Origin of the sequence: Carboxydothermus hydrogenoformans Z-2901 (genome assembly GCF_000012865.1) — a bacterium.
Taxonomy (GTDB): domain Bacteria; phylum Bacillota; class Z-2901; order Carboxydothermales; family Carboxydothermaceae; genus Carboxydothermus; species Carboxydothermus hydrogenoformans.
The window spans coordinates 1-19,796 of record NC_007503.1 but is presented as its reverse complement, the minus strand read 5'-3'; the positions used below and the strand labels follow the sequence as shown (position 1 = coordinate 19,796).

The following is a 19,796-nucleotide window of genomic DNA, read 5'->3' as shown; positions in this document are numbered from 1 at the left end:
TCATTCCCCGATAATTTTCACCAAAACCCTTTTTTTCCGTTTCCCGTCAAACTCCCCGTAAAAAATTTGCTCCCAGGGCCCAAGGTCAAGCTTACCTTCGGTAACCGCTACCACGACTTCCCGGCCCATAATAGTTCTTTTCAAATGGGCATCGGCGTTATCCTCAAAACCGTTATGCCGGTAGCGTTCATAAGGTTTTTCCGGTGCAAGCTGTTCTAACCATACTTCAAAATCGTGGTGCAGTCCCGGTTCATCGTCGTTGATAAATACCGAAGCGGTAATGTGCATGGCGTTCACCAGGCAAAGGCCTTCTTTAATTCCCGATTCCTTTACGCATTTTTCTACGTCCGGGGTAATGTTGACAAAACCCCGGCGGGTCGGAAGGTTAAACCAGAGTTCCTTTCTATAGCTTTTCAATTTTCACCTGCCCCCTCCTTCTTGGCAGAGTTTATTCACACATCACAATGGGCAACAGGAGTTGCCCCTACCTCTTGGGTTACCCTTATTATTGACCGACCACTTAACACCTACGACTTACCACTTTTAAATTCCTACGACTTACCACCACTCAAAAATGCTTTATACGCCCGGTAAGCTTCATAAATATCGGCTTTACCGGCTACTTCAAAGGGAGAGTGCATCGATAATAAAGCAACTCCCGCATCCAATACTTCCATCCCGAGATTTGCTAAAAACTGGGCTACGGTACCGCCACCGCCCTGGTCCACTTTGCCCAGTTCCCCGGTTTGCCAGCGAATTCCTTCCTGATTAAATAAATCTATTATCTCCCGCATAAACTCGGCCGATGCTTCGCTGGTACCGTACTTGCCGCCGGAACCGGTATATTTGGTCAAAACAATGCCGTAATTAATCTGGGCTGCGTTATTTTTTTCTAAAACCCCTTCAAAGGTCGGGTCTACCGCAGCAGTCACATCCGCCGATAGCGCCCGGGCATTTTCTAACGAAAGCCTAAGCATAAGTTCGTCTTTTTCTCCCTGAGCTACCAAAAGCTTTAAGATAGCATTTTCTAAAAACTTACTTTGCATGCCGGTGTTGCCCATGGAGCCGATTTCTTCTCTATCCATAAATAAAGCTATTGCAGTTTTTACCGGTGCTTCTACTTCCAAAATTGCCTTTAAAGAAGTAAATACGCACACCCGGTCGTCCTGGCCAAAACCGCCAACCATGCTCCGGTCCAAACCCACTTCCCGGGCTGGACCTGCCGGTACCAGTGATAGTTCCGCAGTAATTAAATCTTCTTCAGTTATACCAAAGCGGTCGTGGAGAAGTTTTAGGATATAAGTTTTAATTTTATTTTCCTTGGCCTCCTGGTCCGGAATATTTCCGGTAAGCGCATTTAAATCTTCCCCGGTAATGGCTTCTCTTATTTTTTTCTCCATCTGGTCTTTAGCAAGATGAGGTAGTAAATCGGTAATCGTTAAAACTCCCTCGTTTTCGTCTTCTCCGTATTTTATATCTAAAACTTTTCCGCCTTTCAAAACTACCGTACCCCAAAGAGCTAAAGGCCTTGTTACCCACTGGTATTTTTTAATTCCACCGTAGTAGTGAGTTTTTAACAGAACAAAGCCATCTTTTTCATAGAGAGGCTGCGGTTTTAAATCAAGCCTCGGTACGTCTAAATGAGATGCAACTAAATTAAAACCTTCTCTTAAAGGCTTTTCCCCGATTACCGCTAAAAGCACCGCTTTGTTTTTAAAGAAAAGATAAACTTTATCTCCGGGTTTTAATGTTCTTTCCTCCTTTAAAGCCTCTTCAAGATTCGTAAACCCGCGTTTTTGAGCCTCTTCCACTATGTAACTTGCTACTTTCCGTTCGGTTTTACAACCGCTTAAAAAATCAAGATACTCCCTATTAAACAGGTAGATTGGATTTTGGTCTTTTGTGTTGGAAAAAATATTTTCCCGTTTTAACATTAAATCCATAGCTTAGCCTCCTTTATTCCTGTAAAGGTTGAAATGCCATCTTTAACTAAGGTAAAGAAGTAATTTAAAACCAGAGAATTTTGAACCAAACTTAAAAAGTCTTTAATCTCTCCCCCAAGAGAAGTCTTAATCAAAACCCCTGCCAACGGTATTAAAATAAGAGATAACACCACTAAAAAAATAACCCCTTTCACTCCATTATAAAAAATTCCCAAAAGAGAATCTATAATTCCTAATGGAGTTTTTCTAAGACCCCGTCTTATACTTCCCCCGGCTTTCCAGATTAAGACTGCCGTTACTAAAAATAAAACCCCTTTAAAAAACACCGGTAAGTACTGATTTTTCAGGCTTTGCGGAAGATAGGGTAAAAAAGCAGGAATAACTTTGGGAAACAGCATGTCCCCCCATAAAAATGAAACTATGACCCCACCTGCAAGGGCAGTAATTTTTACCGGAAGTCCCAAAATTCCTTCCCGGCTTCCTTTAAATAATAAAAATAAAAACAATCCCAGCAGTAAATAATCAAGGGTATTGAAGCTCATACTAACCACCTACCATTTTATTCCTATTAATAATTTTAACAAACAATATAAAAATAAAAAACCGGCATAGCCAAAAAGGGGATAAAGATATTTCACCAGGTACTGAAAGGGTATTAAGGCAACTAAAAAACTCAAAAAATATACAAAAAAAAGTAATCTTCGGCTTTTGGGTAGTCGAAGGGCCAAAGCCACTCCATCGGAAACTGCAGTGGTGGCCACTGCAAGCCAAATACAAATTCCAAAGAGCCAATAAGAAACAAAATGCTTTTTACCTGCCAAATACAACAATGGTACCTGATATTTAAGGACGTCGGGATAGTTAGCGGCCAAGGCAAAATAGATTAACCCCGCTAACAACCAAAAAAGTATTGTTCCAAAAATTACTCCTCCTATAATATCAGCAGCTTTCATTTCCCGCCCCAGTGGCACCAAAACCGACCCCAAAAGCAAAATATTATACGAAGCATAGATAATTGCTGCCGATAGCCAGTTTTGCAGCCAATGGTTTTCTGCCGCAACATACTTAAACGCACTTAATTCTTTACAGGAAATTACTATCAAAAAAATCACCAAGAGGGGAGTTAAGATTATGTTTATATAATATAAACCAAGCAGTTGTTTTTGACCCGTTAAGAGAACAATTAAAAGCAAAAAGCCAATACCAAAGAGACCCGGAAGGTTAAAATATTCGTGAAAAATTGCCCCGCTGGCCGAAAGCATTACCCCTAATCCCCCAAATAAAACCGCGGTAAAAGCGAAATCCGCTAAAAACTGATAACGGGAACTTAAGCTTAACTCAATTAATTCCCGGTAATTTTTTAGTTTTAAATTATGGCTCACCTTTAATGTTCCCCAGGAAAAAAAACTCAATAACCCCCCGGTTAAAACTATTCCCAAAAAACCTTTTTCTCCGTAACGATTAAAAAATAACATGATCTCCTGACCTGATGCAAAACCTGCCCCTACCAAACTACCTATAATAATCATTCCAAGTTTTAACCAAATAACCATCACCCTCCCCGTGTACTACTAAATTTTATGCAAAAACAGTATAATTTTTCCTTTATCTGGATATTATAGTAACAAGACGGAGGGAGGGCAGGAAGTTGAAGTTTTATTTTCAAAACCCTGAAGATAAAAAACTTTTAAAAACAGCAATAAGTCGGGAAATTCTGCGAAAAGCTTTAAATCGACCGGTGGTAATTTTGTGTATAGGTACCGATCGTTCCACCGGCGATGCTTTTGGCCCTTTAGTGGGAAGCTTTTTAAAAAACGCCCGGATAAATTTTTTTCATGTTTACGGTTGTTTAGAAGAACCGGTTCATGCGGTAAACTTAGAAGAAACTTTAAAAAATATTTATCATCAATATAAAAATCCCTTTCTCATTGCTGTGGACGCTTCCTTGGGGTCATTAAACAGCGTTGGACAAATAGTTTTAAAAGACGGTCCTCTAAACCCAGGAGCTGCCTTAAATAAAAAATTACCCCCGGTAGGAGATTTAAGTCTCACCGGGGTGGTTAATGTTGGTGGTTTTATGGAATTCATGGTGCTGCAAAACACCCGTCTCTCAACGGTAATGGCCATGGCTCGCTTTTTAAGCGAGGTCTTAATCGAGCTTAGTCACCAATTTTCTCCCGCAGAACATTTACAATTTCTTCAGGGAAACGGCCACTGGCGTTTATTACCGGAGCTTTAGTGTTGGTATCTTGCATACCCATAAGGTTATTTTTAACTCCCGAAACCACAAAGGCATCCACCCGTTGCTCCTGTCTTGGGTCCACCACTTGATAACCTGATTCTCTGAGTATTTCATGTAAGTTACTGAGTCCTTGCTCCACCGCAACCTTTTTCATTAAACTCACCTCCCGGTGAGCTTATTTTTTTCAATTTTCTCTCTGCTTATCCTGAATAATTCTTAGCAAGAAGCGCTAAAACTTCCTCGGTTTCCACCGGCCGGAAATCTTTGTAAAACTGCCCAACAGCGTAAAAATCTTCCGGTACTATTAAGGAAAATACCATAAAGCCGTGATTTTTCAGTAACGAAATCGCTTCAGCACTTGCCACCGGTACCACCACAGTAATTGAGTTTGCACCTCTCTTTTTTAAAGACAAGCCCGCCGCTAAGACGGTAAAACCAGTAGCTAAACCATCATCCACCAAAAGGACATTTTTATTTGTATAGTCGTAGTTTATATAATCCATATTGTATATATTTTGCATTTCTTTGATTTTTTGCTGGGCTTTTTTTATTTGTTTCCCTACAACTTCCGGTGAAAGACCCAGTAAGCTTATGTATTCTTCATTTAAAGCCAGCGAACCATCCGCAGTAACTGCCCCAATTGCTACCTCTTCATTATGCGGAGCCCCAATCTTTTTGGGTAAGATAAGTTTTAAGGGGATCTTTAATTTTTCAGCTATTGGTGCAGCTACTACCACTCCCCCCCGGGGTATTGCAGCAATAACATCTCCGTTAATACCTTCCTGCCATAATTTTGCAGCGCAAACCCGACCTGCATCCTCCCGGTCTTTAAAATACATATTATCTCCCTTCTTCCATCGCTTTGCGAATTGCCTTTTGTTCCTCTTCCGTTAACGGATAGGTGGAAATACCCCGTTCCACCGGTTTTCCATACACCAGACACTGCTCCCGCCCGTAAAGACTGGTAATTACAACCCCATTATTGTTGGCATCTAAAAACGCCACCGAAAAGCTTAACTCTGAGCCCAGGTCCGGTAAAGCTTTATAACGTACCATTCCTACTTTTTGCACTGCCACTAAAAGCCTTTGGTTTAATTCTTCGGTATACTTTTTTAAGTTTGTAACTTCCCCTTTTAGTACCTCATTATTCCGGGCTAAATCCAGTAAAATATTTTCCAGATTTTGTCCGGAGTTTCCTTTAAGTAAATCCTTTAGTTCCCGTCTTAGTTTAACCGTTTTTATATATAAGTTAAGCAGCAAAAGAAAAAATATTAAATTTAAACCAAATGCGCCTAAAATTACTTCCGGCCGCATTACAGCTGTAAAATTTAGCATTTTAAATCCCTCCGTAATTCTTGGTTTTTTTTGTCTTGAAAATTTGCTACAATTAATTAATAACAAACCGGAGGTGCGGTATGGCGCAGCAGAAGCTCACAAAACTTACTTCTATTTTAACCGAAATGGAGTCGGTTGTGGTAGCGTTTTCCGGAGGAGTTGACAGCAGTTTTCTTTTAAAAGTTGCCAGAGATGTCTTGGGAGATAAAGTGGTAGCCGCCGTGGGCATTTCCGATACTTATAAGCCCGACGAACTTTTAGAAGCAGAAAATATAGCAAAGATGCTTGAAGTTAAATTACTGAAGGTTTATACCGATGAATTTTCGGATCCCAACTTTGTCAATAATCCCCCGGACCGGTGTTATTACTGCAAGAAAAACCTTTTTACCAAACTTATTGAATTAAAAGAACAATTAAATTTTAACTATGTCGTTGATGGAGCAAATTTAGACGATAACAACGACTATCGCCCCGGGCACCGGGCAATTGCCGAACTTGGGGTCCGTTCCCCTTTACGGGAAGCCGGGTTTACCAAAGAAGAAATCCGCCGTTTTGCCCGGGAAATGGGGCTTCCCAACTGGAATAAGCCGGCAGAAGCCTGCCTTGCCTCCCGTTTTCCTTACCATACGAAAATTACGAAGGAAAGTTTGCGAAAAATTTATTCAGGGGAAAAATATTTAAAGGATCTGGGCTTTAATATCGTCAGGGTTCGCTTTCACGACCCCGTTGCCCGAATCGAGTTGGACCCTGAAGAGCTGTCTTTGGCTGTCGAAAAGCGTACGGAAATTCTTAATCATTTTCACGAGCTGGGCTTTAAATATGTTTGCCTTGATCTCCAGGGATACCGTACCGGCAGTATGAATGAAGTTTTGGAGGCGCGGTAAATGCAAGATCTTTATAATGTTTTAAAAGAGGTCGAAACGGGAAAAATTACTGCCGCTAAAGCTTTAGAAATTTTGCGGAACGAGTTTTTTGAAGACCTGGGTTTTGCCCGGGTTGATTTTCACCGGGAAAAGCGGACGGAGTTTGCCGAAGTAATTTTTGCTCAAAATAAAACGCCGGAGGAAACGGCCCTCATTGCCCAAAAACTTTATGAGCGTCACGGTCGCTTTTTAGCCACCAGGGTAAGTAAAGACCATTATGAAGCAATTAAAAAACTTATTCCCGCGGCTACTTACAATGAACGGGCTAAAACCGCTGCCTACTACCAGGAGGGAAAGCCTCGGCCCGGTAATCCTCTTATCATCACCGCCGGTACTTCGGATCTTCCGGTAGCTTTGGAAGCAGAGGAAACCCTCAAGTTTGCCGGATTTAAACCGCTAACTCTTTTTGATGCCGGTGTTGCTGGCATTCACCGCTTATTTGCCAGTATTGACTTAATACGAAAGGCCGATGTTATTATAGCGGTAGCAGGTATGGAAGGAGCGTTGCCTTCGGTAGTTGCCGGGCTTGTCTCCTGTCCGGTTATTGCCGTCCCTACTTCGGTTGGCTACGGTGCCAACTTTCAGGGACTTTCCGCTCTTTTAACGATGTTAAACAGTTGTGCTCCGGGAATCGGAGTAGTTAACATCGATAACGGCTTTGGAGCAGCCGCTTTAGCAATTTCAATTTTGGGCTTAAAGGAGAAGTAAAATGTTGCTGTATCTCGATTGTTTTATGGGAATTTCCGGAGATATGATGTTGGGCCTTCTTTTGGACCTGGGAGTTAACGTGGAAAAGTTTCTTAATCTTTTAAATACATTGCCCCTGGAGTTTTTTTTAGACGTTAAAACCGTTCAAAAAAACGGCATTTCCGGAAAAAAAGTTTCGGTGTTATATCCAAAGCCCCATCACCACCGTCATTTAAACGATATATACGAAATTATCGAAAAAAGTTCCCTTCCCTCTGAGGTAAAGGATAAAAGCAAGTACGCTTTTAAACTTTTAGCAGAAGCAGAAGCAAAAATTCACGGTACCACTATTGATAAAGTTCATTTTCATGAAGTAGGGGCGGTCGATGCCATTGTTGATATTTGTGGTAGTATTCTTGGAGTTTATCTTTTAGAGGTAGATACGGTAATCGCCTCACCGTTACCCCTTTCCCGGGGGTTTGTAAACTCCGCTCACGGTCCCATCCCCCTGCCGGCTCCGGCCACCTTGGAACTTTTGACCGGTATTCCGGTAACTCCCGCACCGGTAGAAGGGGAACTGGTAACCCCTACCGGAGCTGCCCTTTACCGGACCCTGGTACAAAAAACGGAACAGGTTCCGCCTTCGGGAAGTATTTTAAAAACCGGCTATGGTGCCGGAAGCAGGGATTTTCTTTATCCTAATTTACTGCGGGGAATTTTATTCGCCGGAAGTCCGGTAAAAGCAAAAACAGTAGTTCTTTTGGAAACCAATATTGACCATCTCTCCCCCGAAGCTTTAGGATTTATTTTTAACCGGCTCTTGCGCGAAGGCGCTTTGGATGTATTTATTACTCCAATTCAAATGAAGAAAAACCGCCCGGGGGTTATCCTTTCGGTACTTTGTTCGGAAGCTGACGAAGAAAAATTTGCCGAAATTATCTTTTCCGAAACGGGAAGTCTGGGGATAAGAAGACAAACGATAGAACGCTATGAAGCCGAACGAGAAATAATTCAGCTAAATACCCGCTACGGTTTGATTCCGGTAAAAATTGGTCGCTATCAAGGCAGGGTTATTTCCGTTCATCCGGAATTTGAGGTATGCCAAAAAGCAGCTCAAGAATTTAAAGTTTCCTTTCGGGAAGTTTATGAGGAAGCTCTGGCCGTTTGGCAGAAGCAGTTTAAAAGTTAATTGCTAAAAAGGAGCCGTATTCCGGCTCCTTTTTGGTAGCTTTAAACCTACGATAGATGCTCCCGGCAGAATTGAATCAGGGCCTGGGTCGCCGGCGAGTGAAACTTATTATTATTTAAAACTACATAAAATTCCCGGTAAATCGGTAAATTTTCTATCAGAAGCTGCTTAAATATCCCCCAGTTAATCTCCCGCCTTACCGTCCACTTTGAAAGGATAGCCGCTCCTAATCCCGCTTCGACTGCTCCCTTTATTGCCTCGGTGCTGCCCAGTTCCATTACTATTTTTAGTTCCGGCAGTTTAAAGCCAGCTGCCTGCAGTCGCTCTTCTATCACCTTCCGGGTACCGGAACCGGGTTCCCGCATTACCAGAGGTAATGTTGCTAATTCCTCCCAGGAAATCCGCCCGCGTCCAGCAAGAGGATGGTTGGCCGCTACCACTACTACCAGTTCATCCCGGGCTAAAGCTTCCACGTGAAGTTCTCCGGTGGTTACCTCTCCCTCTACAAAACCCAGATCTAACGTAAGATCGCTTACCCGTTCCAGCACCTTTTCGGTATTCATTATTTCCATGGTAATATTTACATCCGGGTATTTTCGGTAAAAGGAGCTAAGCAGCGGGGGTAAAACATGACCCCCGATGGTTAAACTCGCCCCCAAAATAAGCTTGCCCTTAATGATACCAGCAGCCTGGCTAATATCCCGTTGAGCTTTGTCCATTAGGGATAACAGGTGCAGGGTGTACTTATAGAGAATTTCTCCTGCCGGGGTGAGGGTAACCCGCTTAGTGGTCCTGTCAAGAAGCTTTGTCCCATAATATTCTTCTAAAGCCTGGATATGCATACTAATGGCAGGCTGAGAAATATGCAGTAAGCGAGCAGCTTCAGAAAAACTTTTCTTTTCCGCCACCACCCGGAAAATTTCCAGCTGATTTCGGTTCAAAAAGGAACCTCCTTTTTGCATTATTTTTTAAGGCTTAAGTAATTGAAAATAATATCAGCAATCCCCAGCCAAACAGGGCTAATGCCAGAGATCCGATCACACCCACCAGCAGCGAGCCACCCCCTACCCGCCTGAAAGTTTGTAGCCTCACGTGCAGGCCAAGTCCAGCCATAGCCATCGTCAGGAGAAAAATGCTTACCTGCAGGATAAACTGTTCCATCGCAGGTGTCAGGAGGTTAAAGGTATTTACCAAACTAAAACCGAAGAAACCGAAGACAAACCAGGGAATGGGTAATTGCCTGGAGTGTTGCTGCGAAGACCCTCGGTGTTTTTTGTTAAAAAGATAACCCATAACCATGGCCACGGGAATTAGCAGTGCTACCCGACCTAATTTTACCAGGATTGCAATTTCGGAACTTTCCTTTCCTCCCGCCATAGAAGCCGCTACCACATGAGCCACTTCATGCAAGGTAGAACCGGTAAGCACCCCGTACGCATAGGGGCTTAAGGGTAAAAAGGGTTGGAGCAGGGTATAAACCAAGGCACCCAGGGTACCAAGCAAAGCAACAATACCTACCGATATAGCTGTCTCATTATCATCGGCATGCACCAGGGGCGCTACCGCAGCAATGGCCGCTGCCCCGCATACAGCGGTGCCTACCCCGAGAAGAGCGGTCAAGCGTTTGTTCAGGGAAAAACGCTTACCAAGCCACCAGAACAGGGTAATTGTAAAAACTATGACCAAGGCATCAATTAAAATAATTCGAGGTCCGGAGGCAATTATCATATTGAAATCCAGGCGGATGCCCATTAGAATCACACCAAGTCTTAACAACTTTTTGGCCGCAAAATCGATACCTTCGTTGGCTATTCGAGGCACCCCCAGCACCGCACGCCAGGAAATGCCTAAAAGGATGGCGATTACCATGGTTCCCATAACGGAAAAAAGGGGAAGGCTGCTTAACTGCCGGGCCAGTAGGGTTAAAGTTAGGGTTAATGTTAAGCCCCGTACCATATTAAAAGATTTATTTTTTTTATTTATCAATACTATGGCTTCCTGCGACATACGCTACCCCCTCTTAAAATTTTTCCCCGGGGAATTGAGTTTACAGCCATTAGAATATCATATTAATGGCGCCAGCAGAAATATCAAGTAACAATGAATTTTATAAGTAAAACTTATAAGTATTCCGTTTTCGATTTTCTGGGCATTAAACTAAGGGGCAAATAAAAAAAGAGCCAAAAAATTTGGCTCAATTTATAATTCATCTTTTATCTCCTTTATTGCCTCTAAAAATTCCTCTACTTCTTCTTCGGTATTAAAATACGAAAAGCTTGCCCGTACGGCTCCCCGGTCTAAAGTGCCGGCAACTTCATGGGCTTTTGGAGCACAATGAAGTCCGGGCCGGGTAGCTATATCGTAAAGCTTATCTAACATAAAGCTTACCGTTGCCGCATCGGCCCCGGGAAAATTAAAAGACACAAGCGGTGCCCGGTCGTTTTCCGGATCCGGACCCAAAATTTCCGCTCCCAGCTCCTTTAACCCCTGATAAAGTTTCCGGGTCAGTTTCTTTTCATGTTGAAAAATTTTCTCCACACCTATCTTTAAAACAAACTCCACCCCGGCTTTTAGTCCTGCAATACCAATCGTATTGAGGGTACCACTTTCGTATTTATCAGGCAAAATTTCCGGCGGTAGCTCTTCCTCCGAATGCCCGCCGGTACCGCCTTCCTTCAGGGTTTTTAAAACTTTTTCCCATTCCGGAGCAATGTAAAGCCCGCCGGTCCCCTGAGGACCGTATAATCCTTTATGACCGGTAAAAGCCAGCAGGGAAATGTTATAGCTCTGGACATCCACCGGAATCGTTCCCAGGGATTGCGCCGCATCCACAATTAATGCAACTCCCGCTTCCCTGCAGATCTTTCCCACTTCCGCCACCGGTGTGATGCACCCCAAAACATTTGACGCATGGGTTACGACCACAGCCCGGGTATTGGGCTTTAAAAGCTTTTTTATTTCGTCCGGGTCGATTTCTCCCGCAGGTGACGATGATAAGTAACTCACCTCAACTCCTTCCCGGCGTAAGCGGTTTAAAGGACGCTGAACCGCATTATGCTCAAAGGGCGACGCTATGACATGATCTCCCGCTTGAAGAAGGCCTTTTAAGGCCAAGTTTAAGCTTTCCGTGGCATTGGCGGTAAAAATTACCCGGTCCGCCGAAACTCCATTGATTAGTTTTTTTACCGCTTCGCGGGCTTCGAGGATTATTTGGGAGGCTTTTAAAGCCCTTTGGTGACTTCCTCTTCCGGGATTTGCCCCTACTTTTTCGGCAAAATAAATCATTGCTTCCAGTACTTCCGGGGGTTTGGGGTAGGTTGTGGCACTGTTGTCAAAGTAAATCGTGGGCACTTTTTCCACCTCTTTTAACTTACTGGAGTTTATTCGATATACAATAAATCAAGAATCCGCTGCAACTCCTCCGGCGAATAGTATTCTATGGTGATTTTTCCCCGCCCTTTAGCTGTACTTTTTATTTCAACCTTGGTTGCAAAAAAGGCTCGCAATTTGTCTTCAATTTCCTGGATTTCAGGAGCTACCTGTCGTTTGGTTCTTACTTTTACCTCAGGACTATTTTTTATTTTTTTCACCAATTCTTCCGTTGCCCGTACCGAAAGTCCCTCCTTGATAATTTCCCGGGCAACTTCACTCATTTTAAGGGGATCGTCTAAAGCCAATAACGTGCGGGCATGGCCGTATGTCAATTCCCCTTTCTCCACCATTTCCTGAATTACCGGAGGGAGATTTAACAGGCGTAAAAGATTCGTAACGTACGTGCGGGATTTAGCCAGGTTCTCAGCGACCTCTTCCTGGGTTAAACCAAACTCCTCGATAAGACGCTTTAATGCTTTGGCCTGCTCCAGAGGATTTAAATCTTCCCGTTGGAGATTTTCCATCAGGGCAACCACCGTTGCTTCTTCATCGCTAAAATCTTTTACCACCGCTGGAATTTGTTTTAAGCCGGCTAACTGCGCTGCCCGCCAGCGACGTTCTCCCGCCACCAATTCATATTTATCTTCGGCGATTTTTCGGACAACGATTGGCTGTAAAACCCCGTGCTTTTGAATTGACTCGGCCAGCTCCTTTAAAGCTTCCTCGCTAAAAATCGTACGGGGCTGCTTGGGATTGGGTACTATTTTTTCAACATTAATTTCCACAAGACCATTTTCCCGCTCTAAATTTATTTTTCCCTCGGGAATCAAAGCATTTAACCCTCGACCCAAACCTTTTTTATTTTTCATTTCTTTCCATCACTTCCTTGGCAAGTTCATGATATACTTCCGCTCCGCGGCACTTTGGATCATATAAGAAAATGGGCTTGCCGTAGCTCGGCGCCTCCGATAAACGGACATTGCGCGGGATTACCGTACCGTAAACTAAACCCTTGAAAAATCCCTTTACCTCTTCTACTACCTGAATCGACAGGTTGGTCCGACCGTCAAACATTGTAAGTAATACCCCTTCAATTTTTAAATCCGGGTTTAAACGTTTTTTTACTAGGTCAATTGTATTTATTAACTGGGTTACTCCCTCTAAAGCATAATACTCGCACTGAATGGGAATGAGGATGGTATCTGCCGCTGCCAGACCGTTTAAGGTAATAAGGCCCAAAGATGGCGGGCTATCAATTAAAGTGTAATCGTATTTATCTTTTAAGGGATGCAACACTTTTTTTAGGCGAAGCTCCCTTTCTTCAAGCATAACCAGTTCAATTTCAGCACCGGCCAATTCCACCGTAGACGGAATAAGATATAGCCCGGAAATTTCCGTTTCTAAAACCCCTTCTTCCTTAAAGCCATCCACCAGCATGTCATATATTGTTACCGGCAATCCTTCCTTGGGAAAACCCAGACCACTGGTCATGTTTGCCTGGGGGTCGGTATCCACCAGAAGGACTTTTTTCCCTGCTAATGCCAGGGCTGCCCCCAGATTTATTGCTGTAGTAGTTTTGGCTACGCCACCTTTTTGGTTGGCAACGGCAATAATCTTTCCCATATTATCCTCCCGCTGTAAAACTTAACTAAACATATTTTAACATAATTTTGGGAATGTTTCTTGATGTTTCACGTGAAACATTAAATTTTTCTTAAAAATACATCTTGAGACCAATCGGAAGTTTCACGTGAAACATTTATAGTTATAAAGGTCTCTTTTCCGGAATACCCGGACGCCGAGGATAATTTTCCGGAGTATTTTGCAATTTTTTATAAACCACCAGTGAGCGCTCTCCAAAGTTACCCGGAAGGCGGTAGTAATATACATCTTTTAACTCCATGCCCAGTTGTTTTGCTGCCTTTTCTGCTTTTTTTAATTCTTCATCGACCCCGGGACCTTTGAACAGTATAGTTTCTCCCCCCAGGCGTAAAAGTGGAGCATGAAACTCCAGTAAGACTCTAACCTCAGCAACAGCCCGGGAAAAGGTTACATCAAAAAGTTCCCGAAACGGCTTTTGCCGTCCAAGGTTTTCCGCGCGCTCGTTTATTACCGTTACGTTCGTTAAATTTAGTTCCCGCACAACCCTTTCAAGAAACAGACAACGTTTTTTTAAAGAATCCAAAAGCAGTAGTTTTAAACCCGGAACCATAATTTTTAAGGGAATTCCGGGAAAACCGGCACCGGTTCCAATATCCACCGCGTTTAAATCCGTTAGATCACGGTAAATTAGAACAGCAGTACTATCAAGAAAATGCTTTACGATAACCTCATCTTCACCGGTTACCGCTGTTAAGTTGTATTTTTCATTTTCAGATATTAATAAGCGATAATACCGTTCAAAAAGCTGGATTTTTTCCTTTTCAATTGACAGTCCAAACTCGGCAAAAAAAGTTTTAAGCTTCGCTTCCATTGTTATCCTCACTTTTTCTACTCTCTAAATAAATTAATAGCACCGAAATATCGGCTGGAGTTACCCCGGAAACCCGCGAAGCCTGCCCAATATTTTCCGGTTTTATAGCATTAAGTTTTTGGACCGCCTCCGCAGATAAACCTTTTACCTTGCTGTAATCAAAATCGGGAGGTAATTTTTTACCTTCGTATTTATTAAAGCGCTCGATTTCCTTCAGTTGTTTTTCGATGTATCCTTCATATTTTACTAAGATTTCCACCTGTTCTTTTACATCATCGGGAAACTGCCCATCGATGGCAAAAATTTTTTCGATTGCTTCCATGTTAATTTCCGGACGCCTCAAAAACTCTTTACCGGAAATCCCGTGTTTGGGCGGAGAGGTACCGTATTCCTCCATTATTTCAAGATTTCTTTTTGTAGGAGTTACCTGGTTCTCTTCCAAAAACTCCATCAATTTATTGATTTTCTCGACCCGCTCATTGAACTTTCGCCACCGCTCTTCGGTAACAAGGCCAATTTTATAACCTTTTTCGGTGAGGCGGAGATCAGCATTATCATGGCGCAAAAGTAGTCGATATTCCGCTCGGGAAGTTAAAAGGCGGTAGGGATCAGTAACACCCTTGGTTACAAGATCATCAATCATGACCCCGATGTAAGCTTCAGATCTTTTGAGGATAAACGGTTCTTTTTCTTTAACGTACAAAGCAGCATTAATTCCGGCGACTATCCCCTGACCGGCAGCTTCTTCGTAACCGGAAGTCCCGTTAATTTGCCCGGCAAAGAAAAGTCCTTGAATGTGTTTTGCTTCTAAGGTTAACTTTAACTGAGTCGGATCAATATAGTCATACTCGATCGCATAAGCAGGGCGCATTATTTCCACCCGTTCAAGGCCGGGAAGGGTTCTTAGCATTTTTATCTGCAAGTCTTCGGGAAGGCTTGTAGACATTCCCTGGACATACATTTCATAGGTATCAAGACCTTCCGGCTCTAAAAACACCTGATGTCTGGGTTTATCGGAAAAACGTACAACCTTATCTTCAATTGAGGGACAATACCGGGGACCAACTCCTTTAATTTCCCCCGAATAAAGAGGGGAACGGTGCAAATTTTCTAAGATAATCGTATGAGTTTCTAAATTGGTGTAGGTAAGCCAGCAGGATACATTAGGTCGCTTTATTCCTTCGCTCATATAAGAAAAATAAAGAGGCCGGTCATCGCCCGGTTGTTCAATCATTTTTGAAAAATCAACGGTTCTTTTATCAACCCGGGCAGGAGTTCCGGTTTTAAAACGCCCAAGCTTAAATCCTAAATCGGCCAGACTTTTTGACAGGAGACTTGCGTAAGGAAATCCCGCCGGTCCGGAAGGATAGTGGACATCTCCAATAATAATCCGGGAATTTAAATAAGTCCCGGAGGTAACGACAACCGCTCGCGAAGTAAAAACAGCCCCGGTTCGAGTGAGGACGCCCCGAACTTTTTCCCCTTCGACCAAGATTTTGATGGTTTCTGCCTGTTTTAAGTAAAGGTTTTCCTGACGTTCAATGGTTTTTTTCATTTCCTCCTGGTAACGTCTTTTATCCGCTTGCGCCCGCAAAGTACGAACCGCCGGTCCTTTTCCGGTATTAAGCATCCGTATTTGAATATAAGTTTTGTCGGTGTTAATTCCCATTTCTCCGCCTAAAGCATCCACTTCCCGAACCACCACACCTTTTGCGGGACCACCAACGGCAGGATTGCAGGGCATTAAAGCCACGTTATCCAGGGACAAAGTTAAAAGCAATGTTTTAAGTCCCATACGGGCAGAGGCCAGGGCCGCTTCCACCCCAGCATGACCGGCTCCCACTACAATAACATCATAATCGCCAGCATGATATTCCATTTCACACCCCTACTTTCCAACACAAAATTGGGAAAATATTTCGTTTATGATCTCATCACCGAGAGCATCGCCGGTAATTGCCCCTAATTCCCTTAAGGCCTCGTTTAAATCAATGGCCACAAGATCTACCGGCTCGCCAGAAGCTATACTTTCCTTGGCACTTAATAACGAATTTAAAGCTTTTTCCAGGTAATTTTTATGGCGAAGGTTGGAAATTAAAGCGGATTCACCTTCTCCTTCCTGCTCGGGAATGAGAATTTCGTAAAGCTTATTTTCCAAAATTTCCAGACCTTCAAAGTTCCTGGCTGAAAAAGGAACGAAATTTTTAATACCTGTTTTTACTGCATATTGCTCAAAATTTACCTTACCCTGCAGCAAGTCAATTTTATTGATGACCAACAAGCTTTTATCTTTATTAATTAAACTTAAAATCTTCTCATCATCTTCATCAATCCCAATACTAACGTCGACAACAAATAACGTCACATCCGCCTGATTTAAATACTCCCGGGTCTTTTCTACTCCAAGTTTTTCCACTAAATCTTCCGTTTCCCGGATACCCGCGGTATCGACGATTTTAACCGGAATGCCTTTTAAATTTAAATAATCTTCAATCACGTCCCGGGTAGTGCCGGGTATATCGGTAACTATTGCCCTTTTTTTCCGTAATAAAGCATTTAATAAAGACGATTTACCCACATTGGGTTTTCCGGCTATAACGGCGGTAATACCTTCTCTTAAAATCCGTCCCCGTTCATAGGAAGAAAGAAGTCTTCGGACATCGTTTATTATTTCATCGATGTTTTTAAGGGCAGTTTCGGGAGTTACTTCATCAAACTCGTATTCCGGATAGTCAATGCTTACTTCAATGAAAGCCAAAATGTTGATTATTTTTTGCCGTACAGCATTTATTTTTTCCCGAAGTTCGCCAGAAAGTTGTCGTCCCGCAAGCTTCAAACTTGCTTCGGTCTTGGCCCGGATAATATCTATAACCGCTTCGGCCTGGGATAAATCGATGCGTCCATTTAAAAAAGCCCTTTTGGTAAATTCACCGGGTTCGGCTAAACGTATTCCTTGTTTTAAAATAAGTTCTAAAACTTTTTCCACCGCCACAATACCGCCGTGACAGTTTATTTCTACCACGTCTTCACCGGTATAGCTTTTAGGGGCCCGCATAACCGATACCAAAACCTCATCAACGATTTTGCCGTCAGCAGGGTCAACGATTTTTCCATAATGTAGAGTAAAGCTTGGAACTTTAGACAAATCTTTGCTTTGTCGAGGTATAAAAACATTTTTTACAGCTTCAATCGCGCCCGGACCGCTAACCCTTACGATTCCAATGCCTCCTTCCCCCAAAGGGGTGGAAATGGCAGCGATGGTATCTTCCATCATTTCCTTCACTCCTAAAAGCTTTTTAAAAAATTATAACAATATTTAATCGATGAAAAAAGGCAGGTGTTAAACCTGCCTATCTTTTAGGTGCTATTATTACTTTACGATTTGGGTCTTCGCCTTCACTGTAGGTATAAACCCCTTCAAAATTTTGTAAAGCGGTGTGGATGATTCGTCTCTCCTGCGGGGTCATAGGTTCTAAAGCAAAAGGACGTCCTTTTTGCCGAACCTTTTCCGCCACTTTTTCAGCAAGGCGGATTAAAGTTTTTTCCCGTCGTTCGCGATAACCCTGGGCATCTAAAATAATCCGCCGGGGAGTTATTTCATTTTTATTGGCAGCTAAATTAGTTATATATTGCAACGCATCCAAAGTTTCTCCCCGGTACCCAATTAATATACCAACATCACTGCCATAGAGGTTAATTAAAAGATGATCGTCCCTCTCTAATACTTCGTAACCAACGTTAACACCCATGGCCGAAATAACATCATCCAAAAATTTTCTGGCCTTTTCCATAACCTTACTTTTAATAGTAAGCTTTACCTTAGCCGGTTTCTGTCCAAAAAGACCCAGAATACCTTTGGAAGGTTGCTCCAAAATTTCAATCTCAACGAGCGATCGATCTACCCCGAGCTGCTCTAAACCCAAACTTACCGCTTCCTCAACAGTCTTGCCGGTAACCTCAATCTCCCGCATTTTCTTTGGTACCCCTTTCAACAATCTTGTGGGTGCTTTGATTGACGAAATACTGCTGAATAATGCCCATGATATTTAATACCACCCAGTAAATACCCAATCCCGCCGGCAACGACATAGCAATCCAGCCAATCATTAGCGGCATAACATAAAGCATAACTTTTTGGTTGGGGTCATTGCCCGATGTCATAGTCATTCTACTCTGGATGTAAGTGGTAAGAGCAGCCAGTATCGGCAAAATAAAATACGGGTCTTTGTGACTTATATTGGCAATCCAGAAAAATTTAGCATGAGCCGGATTTAAATACTTAAAATTGTAAAGAGCACGGTATAATGCAATTAAAATAGGTAATTGAATTAACATCGGTAAACAACCGGACATCGGGTTAACCCCGTATTCTTTATAAAGTTCCATTAAAGCCTGCTGCTGTTTTTGCGGATCATTTTTATATTTTTTTTGAATTTCCTGCATTTTGGGCTGCAGTTCTTGCATGACTTTCATCGACTTCATTTGAGCATGATTTAAAGGATATAAGATAATTTTTATCAAAATAGTAAGCATGATAATAGCCAGGGCATAACTCGGTATTCCTATGCTTTTGGTAAACAAATAAAGGTTATTTAAAATCCAGGTTATAGCATCAATTAATGGCTGCAAAACATTTTTACCTCCTTAGCTTTTTCTCGGGTACCGGATCGTAGCCTCCGGGAGTAAAAGGATGACAGCGTAGGATTCTTTTAATTCCCAGGTAACTTCCGTAGATAACTCCATACCGCTCGATAGCTTCATATGTATACTGGGAACAAGAAGGGTAAAAACGACAATTACTGCCTAATATAGGAGATACAAATTTCTGATAAAAGCGAATAAGAAGTAAGATAATTTTACGCATTATCGATCGACCGCTTCATTAATTTAATTATATATAACAGCTGTTCTAAAATCACAGAAAATTCATCATTTTTAAAGGATAACCGAGGTATAATTACATAATCATAGCCGGGCAAAAATTCAAAGCAAAGCCTTTTTAAAGCTTCTTTTAATCTTCTCCGCAAACGGTTTCGAACAACTGCTTTACCAATTTTTTTACTTACCGAAATTCCAAAAGAGGGCAGTTTTTTCTCATCCTCATTTTTTAGATAATAAACAACAAAGTAGCGGGATGCGATGGAACGGCCATTTTGATAAATATTACGGTATTCTTCGTTTTTAGAAAGAAACCGGCATTTATTCATAGCACATCTTTTAAAAGGATTTCCCAAATTCGAGAAGCTTATACAGAATAAAGGCCCGTTGGGCCTTTATGCAGTAAGTCTTTTTCTACCTTTAAGCCGCCGTCTTTTAATTACATTTCGCCCGCCTGGGGTCCGCATCCGCTTTAAGAAGCCGTGCACTCTTTTACGCCGCCGGTTTTTTGGTTGGTAGGTTCTTTTCATTTTCACACCTCCTAATCTATCTAAAAAAGCCTATATCCCCTATAGATACACCTAAATTATAGAAGATGGGATAAGACCCGTCAAGAAATTTTTCTTGAGTTTTTCGTTATCCACAATCTTTGCTTTCACGAATCTCTTTATAAATTTTTTTTATTAGCAAAAATTAGCAAAAACCTTGTTTTATCCACAAATCCACAAAATTTTTTTCACACTTTTTTCAGGTT

The 19,796-nt window shown here is 42.3% G+C and carries 24 protein-coding genes; 4 read left to right on the top strand and 20 right to left on the bottom strand.

All coding sequences use genetic code 11. From position 1 onward, the window contains the following. From CHY_RS00115 to CHY_RS00100, 4 genes are all read right to left on the bottom strand, one after another. Complete coding sequence (locus CHY_RS00115; RefSeq protein ID WP_011342972.1) at window positions 1-417, bottom strand: secondary thiamine-phosphate synthase enzyme YjbQ; 417 nt, start codon at window positions 415-417, stop codon at window positions 1-3. A 134-nt stretch (window positions 418-551) separates the two neighbouring features. Next, window positions 552-1,943, bottom strand: coding sequence for an aminopeptidase (locus CHY_RS00110; RefSeq protein WP_011342971.1), 1,392 nt, complete (start codon window positions 1,941-1,943; stop codon window positions 552-554). Beyond that, complete coding sequence (locus CHY_RS00105) at window positions 1,934-2,485, bottom strand: CvpA family protein (RefSeq protein ID WP_011342970.1); 552 nt, start codon at window positions 2,483-2,485, stop codon at window positions 1,934-1,936. Before CHY_RS00105 ends, CHY_RS00110 begins: the two co-directional genes overlap by 10 nt. A 9-nt stretch (window positions 2,486-2,494) precedes the next feature. Further along, entirely contained in the window at window positions 2,495-3,496 is a 1,002-nt protein-coding gene (locus CHY_RS00100; protein WP_041537588.1) for a YkvI family membrane protein, read from the bottom strand. A gap of 95 nt (window positions 3,497-3,591) precedes the next feature. Here CHY_RS00100 and yyaC point away from each other — a divergent pair, with 95 nt between their 5' ends. Then, window positions 3,592-4,182, top strand: coding sequence for a spore protease YyaC (gene yyaC, locus CHY_RS00095; protein WP_011342968.1), 591 nt, complete (start codon window positions 3,592-3,594; stop codon window positions 4,180-4,182). On the opposite strand, the gene CHY_RS00090 is transcribed toward yyaC, so the two are convergent. The 3 genes from CHY_RS00090 to CHY_RS00080 are packed head-to-tail and all read right to left on the bottom strand — an operon-like array spanning window position 4,103 to window position 5,520. Continuing rightward, window positions 4,103-4,339: a YkuS family protein gene (locus CHY_RS00090; RefSeq protein ID WP_011342967.1), complete on the bottom strand. Its 237-nt coding sequence runs from the start codon at window positions 4,337-4,339 to the stop codon at window positions 4,103-4,105. The two genes, yyaC and CHY_RS00090, sit on opposite strands and share 80 nt — an antisense overlap. A 46-nt stretch (window positions 4,340-4,385) precedes the next feature. After that, window positions 4,386-5,024: a phosphoribosyltransferase gene (locus CHY_RS00085; protein ID WP_011342966.1), complete on the bottom strand. Its 639-nt coding sequence runs from the start codon at window positions 5,022-5,024 to the stop codon at window positions 4,386-4,388. A gap of 1 nt (window position 5,025) precedes the next feature. Then, entirely contained in the window at window positions 5,026-5,520 is a 495-nt protein-coding gene (locus tag CHY_RS00080) for a DUF4446 family protein (RefSeq protein WP_011342965.1), read from the bottom strand. Between the two features lie 80 nt (window positions 5,521-5,600). On the opposite strand from CHY_RS00080, the gene larE reads away from it, so the two are divergent. From larE to larC, 3 genes are read left to right on the top strand one after another with little or no spacing between them, the layout of a single operon-like run. Further along, entirely contained in the window at window positions 5,601-6,404 is an 804-nt protein-coding gene (larE, locus tag CHY_RS00075) for an ATP-dependent sacrificial sulfur transferase LarE (RefSeq protein ID WP_011342964.1), read from the top strand. Next, a complete protein-coding gene (gene larB / locus CHY_RS00070) occupies window positions 6,405-7,151 on the top strand; it encodes a nickel pincer cofactor biosynthesis protein LarB (protein WP_011342963.1) in 747 nt (248 codons plus the stop codon). Between the two features lies 1 nt (window position 7,152). Beyond that, on the top strand, window positions 7,153-8,319 hold the full coding sequence (larC, locus tag CHY_RS00065; protein ID WP_011342962.1) for a nickel pincer cofactor biosynthesis protein LarC: 1,167 nt from the start codon (window positions 7,153-7,155) through the stop codon (window positions 8,317-8,319). A 47-nt stretch (window positions 8,320-8,366) separates the two neighbouring features. Here the strand turns inward: larC and CHY_RS00060 are convergent, their stop codons facing one another. The 13 genes from CHY_RS00060 to rpmH all read right to left on the bottom strand — a co-directional run bounded on the left by CHY_RS00060 (window position 8,367) and on the right by rpmH (window position 19,572). Further along, the gene (locus CHY_RS00060; protein ID WP_011342961.1) at window positions 8,367-9,260 is read right to left on the bottom strand and encodes a selenium metabolism-associated LysR family transcriptional regulator; all 894 of its coding nucleotides are present in this window, start codon (window positions 9,258-9,260) and stop codon (window positions 8,367-8,369) included. Between the two features lie 34 nt (window positions 9,261-9,294). Then, window positions 9,295-10,326, bottom strand: coding sequence for a YeiH family protein (locus CHY_RS00055; RefSeq protein WP_011342960.1), 1,032 nt, complete (start codon window positions 10,324-10,326; stop codon window positions 9,295-9,297). Window positions 10,327-10,518: 192 nt separating this feature from the next. Continuing rightward, on the bottom strand, window positions 10,519-11,670 hold the full coding sequence (locus CHY_RS00050) for an aminotransferase class V-fold PLP-dependent enzyme (RefSeq protein ID WP_011342959.1): 1,152 nt from the start codon (window positions 11,668-11,670) through the stop codon (window positions 10,519-10,521). 29 nt (window positions 11,671-11,699) lie between these two features. Then, complete coding sequence (locus CHY_RS00045; protein WP_011342958.1) at window positions 11,700-12,560, bottom strand: ParB/RepB/Spo0J family partition protein; 861 nt, start codon at window positions 12,558-12,560, stop codon at window positions 11,700-11,702. Continuing rightward, window positions 12,550-13,314 carry a ParA family protein gene (locus tag CHY_RS00040; RefSeq protein ID WP_011342957.1) on the bottom strand — a complete coding sequence of 255 codons (765 nt, stop codon included), beginning with the start codon at window positions 13,312-13,314 and terminating at the stop codon, window positions 12,550-12,552. Before CHY_RS00040 ends, CHY_RS00045 begins: the two co-directional genes overlap by 11 nt. Before the next feature lie 142 nt (window positions 13,315-13,456). Then, window positions 13,457-14,164 (bottom strand): 16S rRNA (guanine(527)-N(7))-methyltransferase RsmG, encoded by a 708-nt coding sequence (gene rsmG / locus CHY_RS00035; RefSeq protein WP_011342956.1) that lies wholly within the window; start codon window positions 14,162-14,164, stop codon window positions 13,457-13,459. Continuing rightward, on the bottom strand, window positions 14,148-16,043 hold the full coding sequence (mnmG, locus tag CHY_RS00030) for a tRNA uridine-5-carboxymethylaminomethyl(34) synthesis enzyme MnmG (RefSeq protein ID WP_011342955.1): 1,896 nt from the start codon (window positions 16,041-16,043) through the stop codon (window positions 14,148-14,150). The genes rsmG and mnmG overlap by 17 nt, the downstream gene beginning before the upstream one ends. Before the next feature lie 9 nt (window positions 16,044-16,052). Further along, window positions 16,053-17,438: a tRNA uridine-5-carboxymethylaminomethyl(34) synthesis GTPase MnmE gene (gene mnmE, locus CHY_RS00025; RefSeq protein ID WP_011342954.1), complete on the bottom strand. Its 1,386-nt coding sequence runs from the start codon at window positions 17,436-17,438 to the stop codon at window positions 16,053-16,055. Window positions 17,439-17,514: 76 nt separating this feature from the next. Next, entirely contained in the window at window positions 17,515-18,135 is a 621-nt protein-coding gene (jag, locus tag CHY_RS00020) for an RNA-binding cell elongation regulator Jag/EloR (protein ID WP_011342953.1), read from the bottom strand. Next, complete coding sequence (locus CHY_RS00015) at window positions 18,122-18,793, bottom strand: YidC/Oxa1 family membrane protein insertase (protein ID WP_011342952.1); 672 nt, start codon at window positions 18,791-18,793, stop codon at window positions 18,122-18,124. Before CHY_RS00015 ends, jag begins: the two co-directional genes overlap by 14 nt. Window positions 18,794-18,800: 7 nt before the next feature. Next, entirely contained in the window at window positions 18,801-19,028 is a 228-nt protein-coding gene (gene yidD, locus CHY_RS12935) for a membrane protein insertion efficiency factor YidD (RefSeq protein ID WP_011342951.1), read from the bottom strand. After that, window positions 19,021-19,371, bottom strand: coding sequence for a ribonuclease P protein component (gene rnpA, locus CHY_RS00010; RefSeq protein ID WP_011342950.1), 351 nt, complete (start codon window positions 19,369-19,371; stop codon window positions 19,021-19,023). Before rnpA ends, yidD begins: the two co-directional genes overlap by 8 nt. Window positions 19,372-19,437: 66 nt before the next feature. Continuing rightward, on the bottom strand, window positions 19,438-19,572 hold the full coding sequence (rpmH, locus tag CHY_RS00005) for a 50S ribosomal protein L34 (RefSeq protein WP_011342949.1): 135 nt from the start codon (window positions 19,570-19,572) through the stop codon (window positions 19,438-19,440). Window positions 19,573-19,796: the final 224 nt, after the last annotated feature.

What these genes read in the sequence shown, in the direction of transcription:
- larE (WP_011342964.1), top strand. Translation starts at nt 5,601, where the DNA reads ATGGCGCAGCAGAAGCTCACAAAACTTACTTCTATTTTAACCGAAATG.
- CHY_RS00110 (WP_011342971.1), bottom strand. Translation starts at nt 1,943, where the DNA reads ATGGATTTAATGTTAAAACGGGAAAATATTTTTTCCAACACAAAAGAC.
- mnmG (WP_011342955.1), bottom strand. Translation starts at nt 16,043, where the DNA reads ATGGAATATCATGCTGGCGATTATGATGTTATTGTAGTGGGAGCCGGT.
- CHY_RS00090 (WP_011342967.1), bottom strand. Translation starts at nt 4,339, where the DNA reads ATGAAAAAGGTTGCGGTGGAGCAAGGACTCAGTAACTTACATGAAATA.
- CHY_RS00045 (WP_011342958.1), bottom strand. Translation starts at nt 12,560, where the DNA reads ATGAAAAATAAAAAAGGTTTGGGTCGAGGGTTAAATGCTTTGATTCCC.
- larC (WP_011342962.1), top strand. Translation starts at nt 7,153, where the DNA reads ATGTTGCTGTATCTCGATTGTTTTATGGGAATTTCCGGAGATATGATG.
- CHY_RS00105 (WP_011342970.1), bottom strand. Translation starts at nt 2,485, where the DNA reads ATGAGCTTCAATACCCTTGATTATTTACTGCTGGGATTGTTTTTATTT.
- rsmG (WP_011342956.1), bottom strand. Translation starts at nt 14,164, where the DNA reads ATGGAAGCGAAGCTTAAAACTTTTTTTGCCGAGTTTGGACTGTCAATT.
- rpmH (WP_011342949.1), bottom strand. Translation starts at nt 19,572, where the DNA reads ATGAAAAGAACCTACCAACCAAAAAACCGGCGGCGTAAAAGAGTGCAC.
- rnpA (WP_011342950.1), bottom strand. Translation starts at nt 19,371, where the DNA reads ATGAATAAATGCCGGTTTCTTTCTAAAAACGAAGAATACCGTAATATT.
- CHY_RS00100 (WP_041537588.1), bottom strand. Translation starts at nt 3,496, where the DNA reads ATGGTTATTTGGTTAAAACTTGGAATGATTATTATAGGTAGTTTGGTA.
- yidD (WP_011342951.1), bottom strand. Translation starts at nt 19,028, where the DNA reads ATGCGTAAAATTATCTTACTTCTTATTCGCTTTTATCAGAAATTTGTA.
- jag (WP_011342953.1), bottom strand. Translation starts at nt 18,135, where the DNA reads ATGCGGGAGATTGAGGTTACCGGCAAGACTGTTGAGGAAGCGGTAAGT.
- larB (WP_011342963.1), top strand. Translation starts at nt 6,405, where the DNA reads ATGCAAGATCTTTATAATGTTTTAAAAGAGGTCGAAACGGGAAAAATT.
- mnmE (WP_011342954.1), bottom strand. Translation starts at nt 17,438, where the DNA reads ATGATGGAAGATACCATCGCTGCCATTTCCACCCCTTTGGGGGAAGGA.
- CHY_RS00080 (WP_011342965.1), bottom strand. Translation starts at nt 5,520, where the DNA reads ATGCTAAATTTTACAGCTGTAATGCGGCCGGAAGTAATTTTAGGCGCA.
- CHY_RS00040 (WP_011342957.1), bottom strand. Translation starts at nt 13,314, where the DNA reads ATGGGAAAGATTATTGCCGTTGCCAACCAAAAAGGTGGCGTAGCCAAA.
- CHY_RS00055 (WP_011342960.1), bottom strand. Translation starts at nt 10,326, where the DNA reads ATGTCGCAGGAAGCCATAGTATTGATAAATAAAAAAAATAAATCTTTT.
- CHY_RS00085 (WP_011342966.1), bottom strand. Translation starts at nt 5,024, where the DNA reads ATGTATTTTAAAGACCGGGAGGATGCAGGTCGGGTTTGCGCTGCAAAA.